At 41.1% G+C, this 17,381-nt stretch carries 16 protein-coding genes; 3 read left to right on the top strand and 13 right to left on the bottom strand.

Annotated elements, in window-relative coordinates; all coding sequences use genetic code 11:
• The first annotated feature begins 92 nt into the window (after window positions 1-92).
• Both LXL81_RS22860 and LXL81_RS22855 read left to right on the top strand, forming a co-directional pair.
• A complete protein-coding gene (locus LXL81_RS22860; RefSeq protein WP_234649214.1) occupies window positions 93-701 on the top strand; it encodes a gluconate 2-dehydrogenase subunit 3 family protein in 609 nt (202 codons plus the stop codon).
• An 11-nt stretch (window positions 702-712) separates the two neighbouring features.
• Window positions 713-2,428: a GMC oxidoreductase gene (locus LXL81_RS22855; RefSeq protein WP_234649212.1), complete on the top strand. Its 1,716-nt coding sequence runs from the start codon at window positions 713-715 to the stop codon at window positions 2,426-2,428.
• Between the two features lie 70 nt (window positions 2,429-2,498).
• Here LXL81_RS22855 and LXL81_RS22850 read toward each other — a convergent pair whose 3' ends face one another.
• Genes LXL81_RS22850 through LXL81_RS22840 form a run of 3 tightly spaced genes read right to left on the bottom strand, consistent with a single transcriptional unit; the run spans window position 2,499 to window position 4,319 of the window.
• Window positions 2,499-3,395: a helix-turn-helix domain-containing protein gene (locus LXL81_RS22850; protein ID WP_234649210.1), complete on the bottom strand. Its 897-nt coding sequence runs from the start codon at window positions 3,393-3,395 to the stop codon at window positions 2,499-2,501.
• A gap of 40 nt (window positions 3,396-3,435) precedes the next feature.
• A complete protein-coding gene (locus LXL81_RS22845; protein ID WP_234649208.1) occupies window positions 3,436-3,894 on the bottom strand; it encodes a hypothetical protein in 459 nt (152 codons plus the stop codon).
• Between the two features lie 17 nt (window positions 3,895-3,911).
• Window positions 3,912-4,319: a hypothetical protein gene (locus LXL81_RS22840; protein ID WP_234649205.1), complete on the bottom strand. Its 408-nt coding sequence runs from the start codon at window positions 4,317-4,319 to the stop codon at window positions 3,912-3,914.
• 209 nt (window positions 4,320-4,528) lie between these two features.
• Between LXL81_RS22840 and LXL81_RS22835 the strand changes: the two genes are divergently transcribed.
• Window positions 4,529-5,014 (top strand): thioredoxin fold domain-containing protein, encoded by a 486-nt coding sequence (locus tag LXL81_RS22835; protein ID WP_234649204.1) that lies wholly within the window; start codon window positions 4,529-4,531, stop codon window positions 5,012-5,014.
• Between the two features lie 95 nt (window positions 5,015-5,109).
• Here the strand turns inward: LXL81_RS22835 and LXL81_RS22830 are convergent, their stop codons facing one another.
• From LXL81_RS22830 to LXL81_RS22785, 10 genes are all read right to left on the bottom strand, one after another.
• The gene (locus tag LXL81_RS22830; RefSeq protein ID WP_234649202.1) at window positions 5,110-5,493 is read right to left on the bottom strand and encodes a DUF3037 domain-containing protein; all 384 of its coding nucleotides are present in this window, start codon (window positions 5,491-5,493) and stop codon (window positions 5,110-5,112) included.
• Window positions 5,471-6,268: a HipA family kinase gene (locus tag LXL81_RS22825; RefSeq protein ID WP_234649200.1), complete on the bottom strand. Its 798-nt coding sequence runs from the start codon at window positions 6,266-6,268 to the stop codon at window positions 5,471-5,473. The genes LXL81_RS22830 and LXL81_RS22825 overlap by 23 nt, the downstream gene beginning before the upstream one ends.
• Window positions 6,269-6,596: 328 nt before the next feature.
• Window positions 6,597-8,270, bottom strand: coding sequence for a hypothetical protein (locus LXL81_RS22820; RefSeq protein WP_234649199.1), 1,674 nt, complete (start codon window positions 8,268-8,270; stop codon window positions 6,597-6,599).
• Window positions 8,271-8,299: 29 nt separating this feature from the next.
• Window positions 8,300-10,516 carry a DUF4175 family protein gene (locus LXL81_RS22815; RefSeq protein WP_234649197.1) on the bottom strand — a complete coding sequence of 739 codons (2,217 nt, stop codon included), beginning with the start codon at window positions 10,514-10,516 and terminating at the stop codon, window positions 8,300-8,302.
• Window positions 10,509-11,729, bottom strand: a complete 1,221-nt coding sequence (locus tag LXL81_RS22810; protein WP_234649195.1) for a BatA domain-containing protein — start codon at window positions 11,727-11,729, stop codon at window positions 10,509-10,511. Before LXL81_RS22810 ends, LXL81_RS22815 begins: the two co-directional genes overlap by 8 nt.
• Window positions 11,729-12,637: a DUF58 domain-containing protein gene (locus LXL81_RS22805; protein ID WP_234649193.1), complete on the bottom strand. Its 909-nt coding sequence runs from the start codon at window positions 12,635-12,637 to the stop codon at window positions 11,729-11,731. The genes LXL81_RS22810 and LXL81_RS22805 overlap by 1 nt, the downstream gene beginning before the upstream one ends.
• 85 nt (window positions 12,638-12,722) lie before the next feature.
• On the bottom strand, window positions 12,723-13,706 hold the full coding sequence (locus LXL81_RS22800) for a MoxR family ATPase (protein WP_234649191.1): 984 nt from the start codon (window positions 13,704-13,706) through the stop codon (window positions 12,723-12,725).
• A gap of 3 nt (window positions 13,707-13,709) precedes the next feature.
• On the bottom strand, window positions 13,710-14,327 hold the full coding sequence (locus LXL81_RS22795) for a DUF4159 domain-containing protein (RefSeq protein WP_234649189.1): 618 nt from the start codon (window positions 14,325-14,327) through the stop codon (window positions 13,710-13,712).
• Between the two features lie 52 nt (window positions 14,328-14,379).
• Window positions 14,380-15,717, bottom strand: coding sequence for a TldD/PmbA family protein (locus LXL81_RS22790; RefSeq protein WP_234649187.1), 1,338 nt, complete (start codon window positions 15,715-15,717; stop codon window positions 14,380-14,382).
• Window positions 15,718-15,726: 9 nt separating this feature from the next.
• Window positions 15,727-17,367, bottom strand: a complete 1,641-nt coding sequence (locus LXL81_RS22785; protein ID WP_234649185.1) for a TldD/PmbA family protein — start codon at window positions 17,365-17,367, stop codon at window positions 15,727-15,729.
• Between the last annotated feature and the right edge of the window lie 14 nt (window positions 17,368-17,381).

The raw sequence follows: 17,381 nt of genomic DNA, 5'->3' as shown, positions 1-17,381 counted from the left end.
TTTTTCAACCCATCATCTTTTATCAAAGTACGCTTAGGCTCCTACTTATTTTTTGACTTAATCTGCTTACTGTCAATATAAATATCAAAATAATGAACAGAAGAAATGCCATTAGGAATGTTGCTCTGCTGATGGGGGGAGCATTTTCTGCGCCAACATTGATGGCGATGAATTACCGGGAAAACAATATATCTGTAAAAGCCTCGCCCGGCAACTTTACACTTTCAGATAATCAAAAATTGATTATTGAAGAAGTTGCGGAAATCATCATTCCAAAAACAAACACGCCAGGTGCAAAGGATACCGGCGTTCCTGCTTTTGTCGTGATGATGATTCAGGATTGTTACCGTACACCAGAACATCTTAGTTTTGCAGAAGGTTTGGCTGATCTTGAAAGCAAAAAATTTCTATCGCTAAATCCAATGCAAAAAACAGAGATGCTTAAAAATATTGAGCTAAATGCTGTGGAACAAATGAAAGTTTACCAGGTCCAGCAAACCAAAATGGGCGACAATGACGATCGGGAGCAAATGAAAGAACAGGCAAAAGGTCTGCCCTTCTGGAGGTTGATGAAAGAGCTGACTTTGCTTGGTTATTACACATCAGACGAAGGTTTAAAATCCTCATTTAACTATGTGCCCATTCCCGGAAAGCTGGAAATGATAAAACTGAAACCGAATCAAAAATCATTTGCTTACTGAGCCAGATCACCATGAACTTAAACTTAAAAGTAGATAAAACCCACCGCTATGATGCCATAGTTGTGGGCTCAGGAATGACGGGCGGAATGGCCGCAAAAGAACTCACAGAAAGAGGATTGCAGGTTTTGATGATTGAACGCGGCCGTGAGGTGAAACATATTGAAGATTATGATACGGCGATGAAGGGTCCCTGGGAATTTCAGCATCGTGGTAAAATTTCTATTCATTCAGCAGAAGAATACTGGGCAAACAGCCGCTTTGGGAATCTGGCGAATGAGGAAACCGGTGAGTTTTTTACAGATGATAAGAAAAATCCATACATAGAAAAACGTCCGTTTGACTGGATCCGGGCTTATCATACCGGTGGAAAATCAATGCATTGGGGCCGACAATCATATCGTTTCAACAAAAATGATTTCGAAGCCAATGCCAAAGAAGGTATCGGCGTGGACTGGCCGATCCGGTATGAAGATCTGGAACCCTGGTATACGCACGTAGAAAAATTTGTAGGTATCAGCGGACAAAAAGAAAACCTGGAAGTTTTGCCAGACGGATATTTTTTGCCGCCTATGCCCATGAGCGCGCCAGAGCTTTATTTTAAAGAACAAATGATGAAAAAGCTGAACCGGCCTATCACCATCGGGCGCGTTGCCAATCTTTCAAAGCCGCAGCCGTGGCATACTGAACTAGGAAGAGCATCCTGCCAGTATCGCAGCAAATGTGCCCGGGGTTGCCCCTATGGCGCATATTACAGCTCCCTTTCCGGCTCAATTCCGGCTGCAAAGAAAACGGATAAACTGACCGTCCTTCATGATACCATTGCCAGCGAAATCATTTATGACGAAAAAACGCAAAAGGCAACCGGTGTCAGGGTTGTCAACCAGAAAACACTGGCGGTTGAAGAATATTTTGCTAAGATTATTTTCCTGAATGCAGGTTCTATGAATTCGGCGGCGCTTCTGCTTAATTCTAAATCAAACCGTTTTCCGACAGGTTTTGGAAATGACAGCGATCAGGTTGGACGTAATATTATGGATCATCATCTTGGCGTTGGTGCGAATGCAACGATTGAAGGTTTTGAGGATGACTATATTTTCGGACAACGACCGAATGCACTTTACATTCCAAAGTTCAGGAACTGGGGAACAGATAAGCGGGATTATTTACGCGGTTTTGGTTATCAGGGCGGTGCCAGCAGAAGTGACTGGAAACGTGGTGTTACTGCGGATGGATTTGGCGCGACGTTTAAAGAAGATATGACAAAACCTGGAAGCTGGGTAATGGGTTTTGGCGGATTTGGAGAAGTTTTGCCAAACCCTGAAAACCGTATGTATCTGGACAAAGACAAAAAAGATCCTTACGGCATTCCAATGATCGTTTTTGATGCTGCCTTCGGTCCGAATGAAATTGCCATGCGGAAAGATATGATGAATGCGGCTGTGGAAATGCTTGAAGTTGCAGGTTTCAAAAATGTCACCGGATTCAATCGTCAGGATACACATTTGGGATTAGGAATTCATGATATGGGCACAGCTCGGATGGGAAAAGACCCAAAAACTTCTGTCCTTAATAAATTCAATCAGGTCCACGCGGCTAAAAATGTTTTTGTTACGGACGGTGCGGCGATGGCATCATCATCCTGTGTAAATCCTTCTATTACTTACATGGCACTGACTGCGAGGGCCGCTAACCACGCCGTGGAGGAACTAAAAAAACAGAATTTATAGAAGAGTTTTAGAGCAGAAGTCAGTGAAATAATTTATTCCTGACTTCTGCTTTAAAATTTCTTTCAACCTTTCAGGATACTTCCAGCCGGTATCCTACACCATGCACAGCACTGATTTTTACACGCAGATCTTCTGCCAGCATTTTTCTCAATCTGGAAACAAATACATCAACGCTTCTACCAACAACAATTCCTTCATCTTCCCAAACCGATTTTAAAATAAAATCTCTTTCCAAAACTGTGTTCTGATTGTTTGTAAAAAGATGGAGCAATTTAGCTTCCCGATAGGTAAGATTATAACTTTTTCGTTCTGACGTCAAAATCAGATTTGTCATATCAAGCGCAGAATTGCCGAAATTTATTTTATTATCGACATAACCGACCGATTGTGAATGATCTGTTTTGATATCTTTCCGGTTTTTTTTCCAAACAATGAAACCTAAACCTGCAAGCAAACTTCCAATCGGCAAAATCCACCAATTCCTGCTTGCAGAAGCAGTTTTTGTTTCCGGATAAAAGTTAACTTTCAGAATATAACAACCCGCTTCCATTTTCCTGCCACTGCATGGAACGCCTTCTTTTCGGTTTAAATCCTGAAAATTGTATCCCAGCGCAATGGTACTATTCTCACAGCGTAAAACCGAAACATCATAACCGCGATCTATTCCATGAATTTCCAAAGATTTCTTTAGCAAATCAGGCAGCTTATCATAATCAAAAAGTTTGTCAATCTGAACGATGAAGGTATTTGCATCCGGCTGCTGAACCGGAGTGATCACGGAAGTTGTATCTCCATTTTCAACCAGTAAAAGATGGGCGGTACGTCGCAAAGCAAGATTTGCCTTCTCTGAAAACCTGACAGAATCATTGTTTCCCGTCACTTTTTCAGGCGCAGAAAATATCAGAAAAATCATCACCAACAAAGTGATTCTTGCGGTTGTTTTCATCCTGCCATCTCTGAAATTCATCTTGTCAAATTTTATTGTAAACTTACCAAAACGGCGGGAATTAACATCCACCCCTGCTTTTATTCAAAAATGGAAACCAGTTAAATACCGGGAACAACATAGAATATTTGACATATATTATTTTCCTGGCCGAAACATCAGTTTTCTTAACGGGTTCAATAATGATATCATCCCCTACTTGCGCAGATTTCAAAATTTCACCTAACTCGATACTACGTACTGAAAAATTATGCGCGTAGGCATTAACATCAACGATCTTTCCTGCTCGTTTGAGATAAGCAAAAAATTGCACTTCGGTTTCAGGGCCGGATTTTGGATTATGGTCGACCAACGTCAAACGTCCATTTGTTACGTGAATAAACTCTTTTGGCTCTGTTAATTTTCCATTCAGATGCAATGAAAAATAACTATCCGCATTATTTTTAGGTAAAGCCTCCGAAATCGAAATTGTAAAAGTGTATAGCAGAATCAATGAGATTCTTGTAATTTGATTTTTCATGGTAACAGATTTTTTAATTATAGAACAATAATTTCATTGTGTGGCAGAGCATATTGATTGTCCGAAGTCATTAAGACAATCGCGTCTCCTTTTTTACATTTTTTTAGAATATTCTGGATAGCGATCTGTTTGAAAGCCTGGTCGGAAAACATAACCAACGTTTTAGAATCTTTGTCGCGGATGGCAATCCTGAATACGATTTTCTCAACTGGTTTATTGGCAGTCGGTCCAAGTTCGGCAGTGCATACGGTAAGTTGTCCGGTAGCCTTTTCATTGACTGTACTTTTACCTTTGGTACTGTATTCAGTCACGATCCTCTTGTCATTTAAAAAAGCAGCGGAACAGTTTGAGAACTTGTTTTGGGCTGATAATGGGTTAACAATGGCTAATAAAAATAGGTAAGGGAGATGCAATACATTTTTCATGATCCTGTTATTTAAGTGAAGATTAAACCAGGTAAAGGCCTGGATCAAATGTATTGGTAAGAATTATGTTGAATGCGAATCGTTTGTAAAAGATTGTCAACGAAATGTAAAAGATAGATTTCTTACTTTTTCAAGGAAAGGAAGCCATCAAAAATTCGTCCCTATTGAAAAGAATGATATCTTGCAGCCTTGATAAAACTAAAATTCTGATGTCTAAAAAAATAATCCCACTACTTCTGTTTGTGCTGATTGCGGGTACTGCATTCGCCCAATCTGCCATTGGCTTAAAAAAAATAGCTCCATTTCAAATAACCCTCACCAATGGAAAACCTTATAATGCTTCACAGCTCGGTCCAGGTCCTGTGGTATTGATGTATTTTTCACCCGACTGCGATCATTGCCAGAATTTCACGAAGGCTTTATTAAAAAATTACACAGTAATGACAAATAAGCAATTGGTGATGATCACTTTTCAATCCATGGAAATGATTAAAAAGTTTGAAAAGGATTATAACCTTGCAGCTTATCCAAACATTAAACTCGGTACAGAAGGAACAAGTTATCTGGTTCAGAAATATTACCAGATACGGTCATTTCCTTACCTGGCGATGTATGACAAAACCGGAAAGCTGGTGAAGATTTATGAAGGTGAACAACCGTATACCGAAATTTTTAAAACTTTGAAATCGTTTTAATACAACTTTGAAGTGAGCACAAACAAAAAATGCTTCGTCTGATTATGTGGACGAAGCATTTTTGATTTTATATATAACCCTTTCAGGCTTGTTATCTACAAAACCATCTGATTAAATAACCTTTCCAAAGTCAAACCGGCATCTGTACAAAATCCCGGATGGACTTTTGACGTTTGAACCACAGTACTCCGGGTGGCGGTTAACCAGCGAAAACGGGATGCAATAGGTAATTTCCCAATAGGACCGGCCGTTTTTCCACCGATGCAGATCCGGCTCAAAGCACCCAAATATTCTTCCAGTTCAGAGACATCTACTTTTCCTGCAAAAGCTTTCAGCCGTTCAATATCCAGATTTATTTTACTTTGTAAAAAACCCTGCTTTGGGCAATAGAGAATGACTCCAACGTTCAAAAATTCCTCTCGCTCGACTCTGGGTACGACGCGGATTACGGCGTACTCAAATAAGTGATGTTCTTGCATTCTGCGCTTCTTTTACAAATACTTCTGATACTGAGATTCTTGAAATTAAAAATTTGGCATAAGCCTGACGATGTTCATCTGCTGTTTCAAACGGTGCATCATGGAGCAACCAATCGTCCGGGATGATGGACACAATGGAATTGATTAAATCGTCGGTAAGGATATTCCGGAACGACTCGTTAACTGCGTCAAGTTCTGTGGCCTGGGGTAATAAAACATGATCTTTTATTTGAACAAAAGGACGTTTTGCCTGCTCCTCCCAATTTGTCCAGGAGTGGTGAAAATATAAAGACGCGCCGTGGTCAATGAGCCATAATTCTTTATGCCATATCAGCATATTGGTGTTCCTTGCTGTGCGGTCAACGTTTGTCAAAAGGCAATCCAGCCAAACAATTTGGGATGCAAGTATCGGGTCAACGGTTGTTACCTGAGGATCAAAAGTAATAGCACCGGACAAATAATGCATAGCGAGATTCAAACCGGTACTGGCTTTCAACAAATCCTGGATTTCTTCATCAGGCTCTGTCATTCCGAACATTTCATCCAGATTCGCAAAAACAATCTCCGGCATTCTAAAACCTAATGCACGCGCAATTTCGCCGCCAATTAACTCAGCGATAAGTGCTTTAACACCCTGGCCGGCACCTCTGAATTTCAATACATATAAAAAATCATCATCCGCTTCTGCGATCGCTGGTAATGATCCGCCTTCGCGTAAAGGCGTCACATAACGGATCACATTAACGGTTCTGAGCTGAAGTCCGTTTTTATTCATAAATCTTGTTTTGTAATAATCCAGTTTTGCAAAGGCGTAAGGCCATTGAATTCAGATTTCTTTGGGGCATAAAAGTAGTTGATTCCGGTTAAAATTTTGGGAAATTAACAGAATACAATTTTAATATTGGAAGATGTTTTAGAGTGATTAAATTCAATTATTCCGGTGCTCCGCACCTTTTGAAATAAGCGAATTTTTGATGTTTCTACAAGTATTGAGGTGCTATCACCTTTTTCCTTTATGGTGCCGGGCACCTGAATATTTGTAGAAAATTATAATTCAAACCACTTTTTTATCGAGGTGCAGCGCACCGCAATGGTCCAAATAATTAATTAAATTTCGGCTCCAACCATAGTGCCGAAAAACACAAAATAAACATCAAAAACCAGATCCAATCAGGAACTCTGCTTTCATTCAATGGTTGAGATGACTTACCTGAAACCCTGACCGTATCATTTAATCCTGATTGTAATAACATCCTGGATTTTACGAACTGATCCACGACTTTACTTTTATAATAATCATCAAAGTCCAGGCTGTCTGTTACATTAATTTCCGAATCACCCGATAATGCAATCCAGGAAGACTGGGAAGGAATGTAACTCGCATCTGCACTCTGCTTGTTGATTGCGGAATAAACCAGATTCACAGTATCAGCCCCTATAATCATTGAAGCCGGATTATTAACGAGATTATTAAATTTGGGATCGCTTTTAAATCCTTTATAAATCGGAGCTTGCACTTCAACATTTGACTCATATGACGGATGTATCGCCGCGATGACAGAGGTCCAGATGTTGCTGTAAGAAATACTATCGCCGTTAAGTAAAATTGGAAATGTCTCGTTTACAAAGCTCACCGCCACTTTACCATTTGTTTTCTCAACAGCTACCGGATATTCCGGAATGGTTACATAAGCATTTGATTTACCAAAATCATAAGGAAGTTTTGTAAATTCTCCGCTTAAGGGTAACGTTTCATCATTCGACAGTTTTTTAACTATAAACCTGGTACCTAAGGCAGTATTGATCGAAGCAATATCAGAGGATCCGTTGGTAAGGTTGATAAATAAAATGCTCTTACCAGTTGCCAGTGCTTTTTTCACCTGTGCGTTGGAAGCATTTTTAGGATCTGTAATGATCACATCCGGCGATCCTGTCTTATTTAGCGTTAGTTTGCTCCTTATATCTTTTGATAAATTGGTAGAGATCTCAACCGAATTGCCCCGGTTTCCAAGCCATGTTGCAAGGCTTCTGCTTTCAAAATCAGGATTATCAAGTAAGATTTGGAAGTTTAACGGCGGAAGTGGACGGGCAAAAAACTGGATTGATTTATGTTGATCATCCCCTAAAAACAGATCAACTTTTGTTCTTTTTTCCGTGAAAACTGGAAATGATAAATTAAAATCCTGAATGCCTTTTTCAAGTTTGACACTGTCCAGAGTCTGGCTGCCAAACTTAATTTTCACCCATTGCGCCTCCAAAGAATTTACCGATCCGGTTACGCGCTGAATTTGTCCTTTTCTAATAATCCCCTTCCATGAAATTGACTGGATTGCATTCCCGGAAAAATACGCAATCCGGTTTACAAGAACAGAATGTCTTATTTTTTGACTAAGATCTGAAAAAAATGTGGGGCTGAAATCCTGGCCAACGAGCGTCAGTGTATCAAAAGATTTGCCTTTTAAATTACTTTCAGAAAACACGTCACAAAAACGTAAGCTATCCTGAATTCTTTTCACTTCCTGGGAAGGGACGTCCTTTCCTGCGACCAGAATTTTACCTGATAAAGCCGTACTCCGAAGTATGGGTTGAAGAACGAAACCGACAACGATCAACCATAACAAAAAGTTTAAAACAATTTTGATTCCAGTTTTCTGCCTCGAAAGATCGGGGCCTGAACTTCGTAGCAAAAGCCATATCTGCGCAGCACCGAGAAGTATTAGAAATAAAATCAAAACCAGATTTAGTGGCTCCGACCAGTTGAAATCAAATGCAATCATACACTAGTTCCGGTTATATTGAGCCGGTCTTATTTAAGTTTTTTCCAAAAAATGTTTTCCAGCTTTTTCTCACTAACATAGGAACGACCACTTTGTACGTTCGCTCCTGCCCTTTTGTATAATTCCGTTTTCAGTTGCTGTTTTTCCGTCGCCGAAATTTGTTTTCCGCTGATCAGTTTTTGCAATGATCCAAGTACCGCCCAGTTTTGCAATCCGCCATTGAACGGTCCGCTGTTCATTAACCGGTCAGATAATTGTGTTCCCACAAGCTGAAACCTGGCTAGTTGCAAAGCACTTAACTTGTCATATTCCAGATAACCCAAAACTTCAGACGCCAGTTGTTCAGTCCGCGTCAGGCTGATCATTTTTTCCTGGCTGAAATTCTTGCTGATGTCAGTCAATTCGCCGGTTAGCCGTTTTTCTTTTTCCTTGATCGGAGGCGGATCATAGCTGCTTTTCTTGACAAAGGCGCGTGCCTTATGCTGCGCCTGTTTTAAAAATTCAAGTGCTTTGGTTTCAAAAGGAATCGCTTTTTCAGGTTCATACATACGCAAATGCAGTTCCGATTGCCACATTTGCTCCAAAGCCATTTTCAATAAACTTTTGGTAGACTGCTCATGGAAAGTATTGATATCAGCATCGTCGTGTGCATGTCCGTATTGCTCAATCAATTCCGCCATCGCATCTTTGGAACCGCTTTCCTGATTACCTCCGCCATGGTCGTGATGTGATTCTTCCGGCTGTGATTTGCGGTTTTCTGCCGCTTCGCCTTCCGAATCAGACTTGTGTGTAAAAGCATCCAGAATATTTCCACTACCACTTTCTTCATGCGGCGCACCGCCGCCTCCACCAATATTTTGTTCAAATTCTTCGCCTAAAAACTGTCCGTAACGTAACCGAAGCACTTTTTGATCAAAACCTATTTCATTGGAAGTACTATTGAATTCTTCCTTTTTAATCTTTTTACGCTTGGCAATCAGTTTCTCAGTATCAATAATAATCTGGCGCTGACTACGGAAATATTCCGGAACCGTATTGACAGACATCGTGGAAAGTTCTGATTCTTCCACTTTTGCCGTGTCTTTGTAAACTACGAAATAGGTATCTGATTTGGTGAAATTAGCTTCGGGTTCCTTATTATCAATTGCTGCCCAGTAATAATAAAGCTCATCACCTGGTGTAAAATTCAAGGCTTTCAGATCAATGGATTGGCTAAGTTTTGCTTCCTTAAAATTACCCGGAGATAATGGAAATTTCATTTCTCTGAACTTGACATTTTCACCTGAACCGCGTGCCAAAGTAGCCACGATAAAAGCCGTTTTTACTTTAAAATCATCTGACATTTTCGCCGAAACCTGGATCATTTTATTGTCTTTCAAATAATGATATTGATACAGTTCTTTTGAATCCGGTTCAATTTTTGGGGTAAGATCCGGTTGTGCTTCCAGTTTGTAAAAATCAGATTGATAAACGAGCGAATCTTTCCAATAGGCTTTGATTGAATATAGTCCGGAACCTGTCAGTTTATCTTTATACTGAAAAATACCATTTGCCTTTTTGAACAAAAGCTCATCTCCACGGTTATTTGCCAGCCGTACCGACAGATTATCCTGATGACTAAAAGTAACATCCCAATTCAAGGCAGAACCGATGATTGCACTAACATTCAAATCAGCAGATTTTTTGGATGGTAAGTTCGTGTATGCAGGCGGGTTGATAGTTACATTAGCCGTTTCAAAGCTCGGAGCAATGAGAACATTCGCTTTTTCGACATTTTTAGTGGAATTTAAAAGCGTGATTGGACTTCCGGTTGAGAAATTCAGGTGCGGATACAGATTATAAAAAACCAGCGACAAAAGAAAGATCAGTCCGTACATCATCGTTCCGTCATACAGATTCCGGTAATGAAAATGACTGGCTGAAACATTTTGACTTAGCCTGTCCAGCTGCAATTGTTCTGCAATATTCAGCTCTTCCTTTTCCAGTAAATGCAAACTGTACTCCGATTCACCAACCGTTTTGTGGATCAAACTGATGGCCTGTGGTTTTTTATTTTGATATAATTTTGTGATATATGCGCCAATTCCCAAGCCAGCAAGGGCAGCCAAAACGGGAGCAATTACAGAAGACTGTTTAAACACCGAGGTTAGAACAAAAGCTGAAACCGCCAGCAACAAACAACGAATAAATGCATTCGCGTAAAGTTGGGTCGTAACTGAATTGATTAATTTTTTTAGCTCATACATAACTTTTCTGTATCGTTTTCTTTAAAGCCATCCAGCGTTCAAGAATGAGTAATGCTATAAAAAGAATTAAAAGCCATGGCCGTAAACTACCTTCCTGATTTACCTTCAAAGGCTTGGTTTGCACAAATTGTGCATTCAATTGTCTGGGACTAACCAGCTTTGGAGATTCATTCAATTTATAGTGTGAGATAAGCAACTCGCCAAGAAATTCCGGTAATTGTCCTGAATTAACCATTTCAGATGTCTGTATCCGAAGTGAATCCTGCAATTGAATAACGTTTGAAAGTAAGTTTTGGTTACCTGTCATTGACTTTCCTGACAAAACATAAAGTATTTCAGGATTGATTTTGGAAACAATCTGATCGGTTAATATAAGATCATATTTTTTTTCACTGACACTTTTAAGGTCTATACTAATCGGCAGAGAATATACCGTGGATAAAGAACCCAACGCCGCCTCGACGGTTTGTTGTTCCGCTTTATTTTTGTAGTCAACCAGTATGTTTAATTTACCGGTATGCACTGGCGATGATTCAAGTTTTGGCAAATTATCCGATACGCCCGGACCCGAAACGGTTAGCTGACCTTTATTGACAAACAGCTTTTTACCATCTTCTAAGTCAAGATATTTGTGCGGATAGTTTTGAGATGAGTCTGTTAAAGTATGTAATGTATACGATTCAGGAATGTAGATTTTTGGCAGGTCTAGCAATTTCAGATCACTAAGGAAATAAAGATCCAGCTTCACTCCTGTTTTACTCACTTTGTTAATTACATCCTGAAGATATAAAATACCATTATTCTGCTGATTTGAAATGGAAGACAGATCCTTGATTTCTTCACTTTCTGGATTTATCCAGAATACTTTTTCTCCTTTTTTTATAGCACTTTCAATTTCAAAACGATAGTTATTGACAAGACTGGCAGATGGCTGAACCAAGTGGATTCTTTCAGCATGTTCGATTTGTTTAAACCATTTTATTACCGGCTGACTTAATAACACGGTCAAAAGCAGAATAAGCAAACAGCGAACGATTAACAGCGGCAAGTCGTCCAAACGGAAACCGCGACTTTGCTGCTGACTTTTATCGATTAACCATTGCATAGCTGCCCAATCCAGCTCTTTACCTTTTTTCTGATGCCAGAAATGGATAAAGATCGGTATGGCTATGGCCAGTGCACCCCAAAACATGAAAGGTTGTAAAAAATTCATTAGCCTTTCCTCCTTGTTAAAAATTCTTTCAAAACCATTCCCAACGGATCGCTCAATCTGGCCTGAACCAGATTCACATACGGAATCCGTAATTCTTCTTCGAGCATATCAAAATACGCTTTGGAAGATTCTCTAAACTTATCTCTCACAGCCTCAGCCTGTAATTCAATCTCTTTTCCGGTTTCCAGATCCTTGAAACGATAAAAACCGGACAGGTTAAAATCCACTTCATTATCTCCCAAAATCTGGAAAATAACGATTTCACGACGCGGACTGGCTATGGATTTTATTAATGTAAGCCACTCCTGACCCACCTGAAGAAAATCTGTTACAAAAATCAATTGCTCCTGACTTTTAGTCGCAAATTCAGGAAACTGCAATTTTCCGTTCGCAGCAAAATCTGATGTCCATTCACCTGAGGCTGTCGTTTTTTGTAATCCGAATAATATCTTATTAAAAGCCTGTTTTCCTGAACTTGAAGCACCACTCGCGATACTGTTAACTTTTCCATTTTGCAACGAATAAAGACTCATTTGATCATTCTGTATGTATCCCAGATAAGCCAGAGAAGCGATTAGCAACTTTGCATATTCAAGCCGGCTCATACCATTTTCAGCGTAATTCATGGATCCGGAAAGATCCACCAAAAAGCGGATTTGCCTGTTACTTTCAGCAGATGATTCTTTTACAAGATGTTTATCCGTTCTGGCAAATAATTTCCAGTCAATCCGTTTCGGATCATCGCCGGGTTCGTAGTGGCGGTATTGCTCAAACTCCGTCCCCATTCCCGAACGTTTACTGGCATGAACACCCAGCATCAGTTCTTCACTCACCAGTTTTCCAACCAGCTGAAGATTTCCAAGTTTGATCAGATCCGAAGCAAGAAGCCCGGTGCGCTTTTGGGACATAGTTTTTCGGCTTTCGGCGGTCGGCTTTCGGCTTTCAATTCCGGCACATAACATGCCGATTGCTGATAGCCGATGGGCCGAAAGCCTATTTCAATGTTTTAATTAGATCTGCAATGACATTATCTGACGTAATATTTTCCGCTTCTGCCCGGAAATTCATTGAGATCCGGTGACGTAGAATTGGAAATGCCAGTGTGTGAATATCCTCCGGAATTACGGCAAATCGCTCGTTCAAAACAGCTCGGGCCTTTGCACAAAGCACGAGCGCTTGTCCGGCACGCGGCCCGGCACCCCAGTCGCACCATTGTTTAACAAAATCAGACGGACTTCCGTCTGGCCTTGTAGCACGAACCAACCGGTTTATAAAAGCAATCTGATCTTCACTGATATGAACTTGTCGTGTCAATTTTTGAAGTTCAATAATGTCCATATCACTTAACACCCGGTCGATCACTACACCTTTTGATCCGGTGGTGTTTTTCAAAACATCAAGTTCTTCCTGTTCGCTTGGGTAGCTCAGTTTGATATACAAAAGAAAACGGTCAAGCTGGGCTTCCGGCAATGGGTAGGTACCCGATTGTTCAATCGGATTTTGTGTGGCGATGATCAGAAACGGATTTGGCAGTGCATAATTCGTCCCGGCATAGGTCACACTTTTTTCCTGCATTGCCTCCAAAAGTGCTGCCTGTGTTTTTGGCGGCGTCCGGTTTATTTCATCGGCCAGGACAACATTGGCAAAAATCGGCCCCTGATTGAATTTAAAAAACTTCTTCCCGGTATCATGATCCTCTTCCAGTATTTCAGTACCTACAATATCGCCCGGCATCAAATCCGGCGTAAACTGTACACGCTTGAAACTCATATGCAGTGCTTCCGACATCGTTTTCACCATCAGCGTTTTTGCCAGTCCCGGCACACCTTCCAGCAAACAATGGCCTCCTGCAAGCAGAGAAATCAGGATTTCGTTTATTGCATCTTCCTGTCCTACAATGACTTTACCAATCTCTTTTTTAAGAAGCGGCAGTTTTGCCACCAAGGCTTTATAATGGGTTAGTTCCTGAGTTTCCAATCGTTAAGCGGTTAAAGCATACATGACAATATTGACCCCGAACCTGGTATTATCGACGGCCAAAAAACGTTTATTTCTAAAATCATAATCCCACTCACAGCCATAATCCTTATTGCTGTAAAGCACACCAATGCGTCCGTTGATCGTTACTGCTTTCAGATAATCGTGAACAAGATCATCCCCCCAGCCATTTAATTCAAAGGCTGTGGTTGGCGGGCCATCTTCAAAATGAAAAAAGCTGTTGTAAATCGGATGATTGTTGGGTATCTTTTGTAAGGCCTTGGGACCGAACGTTCTGGACATTTCCTGCTCAAAGGACTTGGCAAATAACCCATCTATATCGTGGTTACAGTCGTCAACAAAAACAAATCCTCCATTCTGAACATAACGTTTAAAATGATCTCTTTCCTGCGCCGAAAACTCTACCAGTTTGTGACCGCTCAGATAACAAAACGGACTTTTGAAAATATCGTTACTGCTCAGCAACACCACCTTTTCCTTCTCATCAATAGGGATGGTGGTATACTCCACCAGCGAATGCAGTAGGTTTGACGGCATGCGCTGATCGGTATCCCAGTTTCCTGAGGTATATTGAAGACGGGTGAAGAAAAAAGGTTTCATAGGTTAGGTAAAAGGTATTTTCTGCGGAAAAATTTTCCGCAGAAAATAAAATTTATACTGCGTCAGATAATGACGAAAATGTAAATTCGCGGATTTTCATCGGCGGCATCATATAGTTCTGGTTTGATTCCGTACTCACAACACGCTCAGGTTTTCCTAATGTTTCAAGGTTGTTGAGCATGATCACAGGACTTTCGTTGAAACGGAAGTTTTTAACCGGATGCTTGATTTTGCCGTTTTCAATATAAAAAGTACCGTCGCGTGTTAGTCCCGTAAGCAACAATGTCTGCGGATCCACTTCACGGATATACCATAATTTTGTAACAAGAATACCTTGTTTTGTAGAAGCGATCATTTCTTCCAAAGTTGCGGTACCGCCTGCCACAATCATATTATTTGGAAAAGGAACGGCTTTGACACCTTTCTTTTGAGCCCAATAACGCGAATAAGCCATGTTTTTCACCACACCTTTTTCGATCCAGTTTACCCGTTCCATCGGTTGACCGTCGCCGGCCCAGGGAGCCGATGGCAGTTCAGGATGCGCAGGATCCGAATAAATGTTGACCCTTTCGTCCACAATTTTGTCGCCGAGTTTGGTTTTACCGCCTTGTTTGCTCAAAAAAGAACGACCCTCATCAGCACTGCGGGCATCCATATTGAAAAAGATATTTTCCAATAAAACCGCCGCCGCCGTAGGTTCGAGAATTACCGTATATTTTCCTGGTTCCAGGGCTTTTGCGCCAACCGATCCTGTTGATTTTTGAATAGCAATTTTTGTCGCCGCTTCGGTATCCAGTTTGGATACGTCACTGAAACCTTTGGCCACATAACCAGAACCTGTCCCGTCAGGCGTTCTGACTGTCAGCGAAAAGTTGACATCTGTACTTGGGTAATAGGCAAAAAGCTTTTTTGAATTCAGCATCGCTGAATAACCATGCGTATCTTCCCAAAAACCAGCCGCTGCCAGGTTTTGCGCCCGGGATAATTCCAGACTTTTGGCCACAGCATCAGCACGAAAATCCGGCGTAATACCAGCGGTGCTATCAAAAAAACCGGATGATTTTTTATATTGCTGGGGCGTTAACACACCAACATATTCCGGGTTCTCCGGGGCAAGTTTCGCGAGCTCTTCTGATTGGCGAACTACTTTTTCAAATGCATCATCGCTAAACTCATTCGTTGTAGCCACCCCAACTTTTTTGCCAAAAGCGGATTGCACAATCAGATTTTGCGTGATTTGCGATCCGCTCGTTGAAACCTCGTTACGAGCATACCGCAAATTCCCTCTTTTTTCACCCGAAATATTAATCTCGCATTCATCTGCCTTTGAATATTTCAAAACCTTCTCTAACAGTGCTTTCGCTTCTGCTTCTGTTAATATCACTGACATATTTCAGTATTAAATTTTTCTGGCTGTATTGATAACATTGACACCTGCAAAACGTGCCGTTGAACTTCCGTGAGAAACCGCGCTCGATTGAGATGGCTGACCTTTTCCATCAAAGAAAGAGCCTCCCAAACGATAGTCGCGTTCGTCACAAACCTGAACACATGAATTCCAGAATTCCTGTGTATTAGATTGATACGCCACATCTTTCAGCATACCAACGATTTTCCCGTCTTTGATTTCATAGAATAATTGACCGCCAAACTGGAAGTTATAGCGTTGCTGGTCAATCGAGAATGATCCGTCACCGATAATATAAATTCCTTTTTTAACATCTTTGATCATGTCTTCAACTGACAATGGTGTTTTTCCGGAAGCCAGCGAAACATTGGCCATACGCTGAAACTGAACCGAACTCCAGCTGTCTGCATAACAGCAGCCATGTGATTCTTTTTCCCCGATAATTTTAGCCTGATCGCGGATTGCCTGGTAATTTACCAAAACGCCATCCTTAACCAGATCCCACTTTTTGGTATTAACCCCTTCATCATCCCAACCCACAGCACCCAGGGAACCAACCTGCGTTTTGTCAGCAATCAGCGTAACTTTATCGCTGCCATATTTGAAATTTTTCGATTGCCATTTGTCCAGTGTCGCAAAAGATGTCCCTGCAAAATTGGCCTCATAACCAAGAACACGATCCAGTTCAAGCGGGTGACCAACCGACTCGTGAATCGTCAGCCAAAGGTGTGACGGATCAAGGATCAGATCGTATTTTCCTGCTTCCACAGACTTGGCGCTCAGTTTCATTTTTGCCTGCTGCGCACCAGCCGTGATATCTTCAAGCATATCATAACCCATGTTGTAACGGGTTGTCACACCTGTCACTTTATCTTTTGGATTGACCTGTAAATAGTCATATCCCATGCCCATTGGTGAACTTAACGAATTACGTGTCTGAAATTTCCCGGATGCAGGATCGATGGCTGTTACAGTAAAATTTGGCCATATACGGTGAATATCCTGATCAATATAAGAACCGTCTGTCGAAGCGAAATACTTCTGTTCGTTCACCATAAAAAGGATTGAATTGACGTAATTCGCGCCGTTTTTCATCGCCGCAGCGTTTACGTCAAGCAATAGATCAACCTTTTCTTTTACAGGAACTTCAAATGCGTTTTTCTTGATAGGTGCCTTCCAGCTTACTTCACCAAAACCTTTTTGAGGAGCCAGTTCTACCGGCTGCTTCATTAATTTTGAATTCGCTTTTGCGATGGCAACTGCATCTTCCGCCGCTTTGGCAATCTGTGCATCACTTTTTGCATCGGCAACGGCGGCAAATCCCCAGCACCCGTTGGCAATCACACGAATACCTACACCGTAGGATTCTGTATTAACTATATTTTGAACTTTGTCTTCTCTGGTAATTACAAACTGGTTTAGATACCGACCAATACGCACATCGGCGTAAGTGGCACCCTTTGATTTTGCAGCGTTAAGTGCTGCATCCGCCAATCTTTTTTTAACGGCAACGTCAAGGCCAGGTTCCATCAAAGCTTCGGGAGATACCGTTCTTACATTGGCTGCAAAACCTGGTAACATAAAAGCACCGGTGCTAAGTCCGGCTATCTGAATAAAATCGCGTCGGTTCAAGTTAAGTCCCTCCT

This window comes from Dyadobacter sp. CY356, from assembly GCF_021440195.1.
GTDB lineage: Bacteria > Bacteroidota > Bacteroidia > Cytophagales > Spirosomataceae > Dyadobacter.
The sequence above is the reverse complement of the archived record's forward strand: the minus strand, read 5'-3'. Positions and strand labels throughout refer to the sequence as shown.

Bases quoted from the DNA above. Each gene is read 5' to 3' on its own strand.
- LXL81_RS22840 (WP_234649205.1), bottom strand. From the start codon at position 4,319: ATGAAAAATGTATTGCATCTCCCTTACCTATTTTTATTAGCCATTGTT.
- LXL81_RS22810 (WP_234649195.1), bottom strand. From the start codon at position 11,729: ATGAATTTTTTACAACCTTTCATGTTTTGGGGTGCACTGGCCATAGCC.
- LXL81_RS22815 (WP_234649197.1), bottom strand. From the start codon at position 10,516: ATGTATGAGCTAAAAAAATTAATCAATTCAGTTACGACCCAACTTTAC.
- LXL81_RS22825 (WP_234649200.1), bottom strand. From the start codon at position 6,268: ATGAATAAAAACGGACTTCAGCTCAGAACCGTTAATGTGATCCGTTAT.
- LXL81_RS22855 (WP_234649212.1), top strand. From the start codon at position 713: ATGAACTTAAACTTAAAAGTAGATAAAACCCACCGCTATGATGCCATA.
- LXL81_RS22835 (WP_234649204.1), top strand. From the start codon at position 4,529: ATGTCTAAAAAAATAATCCCACTACTTCTGTTTGTGCTGATTGCGGGT.
- LXL81_RS22820 (WP_234649199.1), bottom strand. From the start codon at position 8,270: ATGATTGCATTTGATTTCAACTGGTCGGAGCCACTAAATCTGGTTTTG.
- LXL81_RS22860 (WP_234649214.1), top strand. From the start codon at position 93: ATGAACAGAAGAAATGCCATTAGGAATGTTGCTCTGCTGATGGGGGGA.
- LXL81_RS22805 (WP_234649193.1), bottom strand. From the start codon at position 12,637: ATGTCCCAAAAGCGCACCGGGCTTCTTGCTTCGGATCTGATCAAACTT.
- LXL81_RS22790 (WP_234649187.1), bottom strand. From the start codon at position 15,717: ATGTCAGTGATATTAACAGAAGCAGAAGCGAAAGCACTGTTAGAGAAG.
- LXL81_RS22795 (WP_234649189.1), bottom strand. From the start codon at position 14,327: ATGAAACCTTTTTTCTTCACCCGTCTTCAATATACCTCAGGAAACTGG.
- LXL81_RS22845 (WP_234649208.1), bottom strand. From the start codon at position 3,894: ATGAAAAATCAAATTACAAGAATCTCATTGATTCTGCTATACACTTTT.
- LXL81_RS22830 (WP_234649202.1), bottom strand. From the start codon at position 5,493: ATGCAAGAACATCACTTATTTGAGTACGCCGTAATCCGCGTCGTACCC.
- LXL81_RS22850 (WP_234649210.1), bottom strand. From the start codon at position 3,395: ATGAATTTCAGAGATGGCAGGATGAAAACAACCGCAAGAATCACTTTG.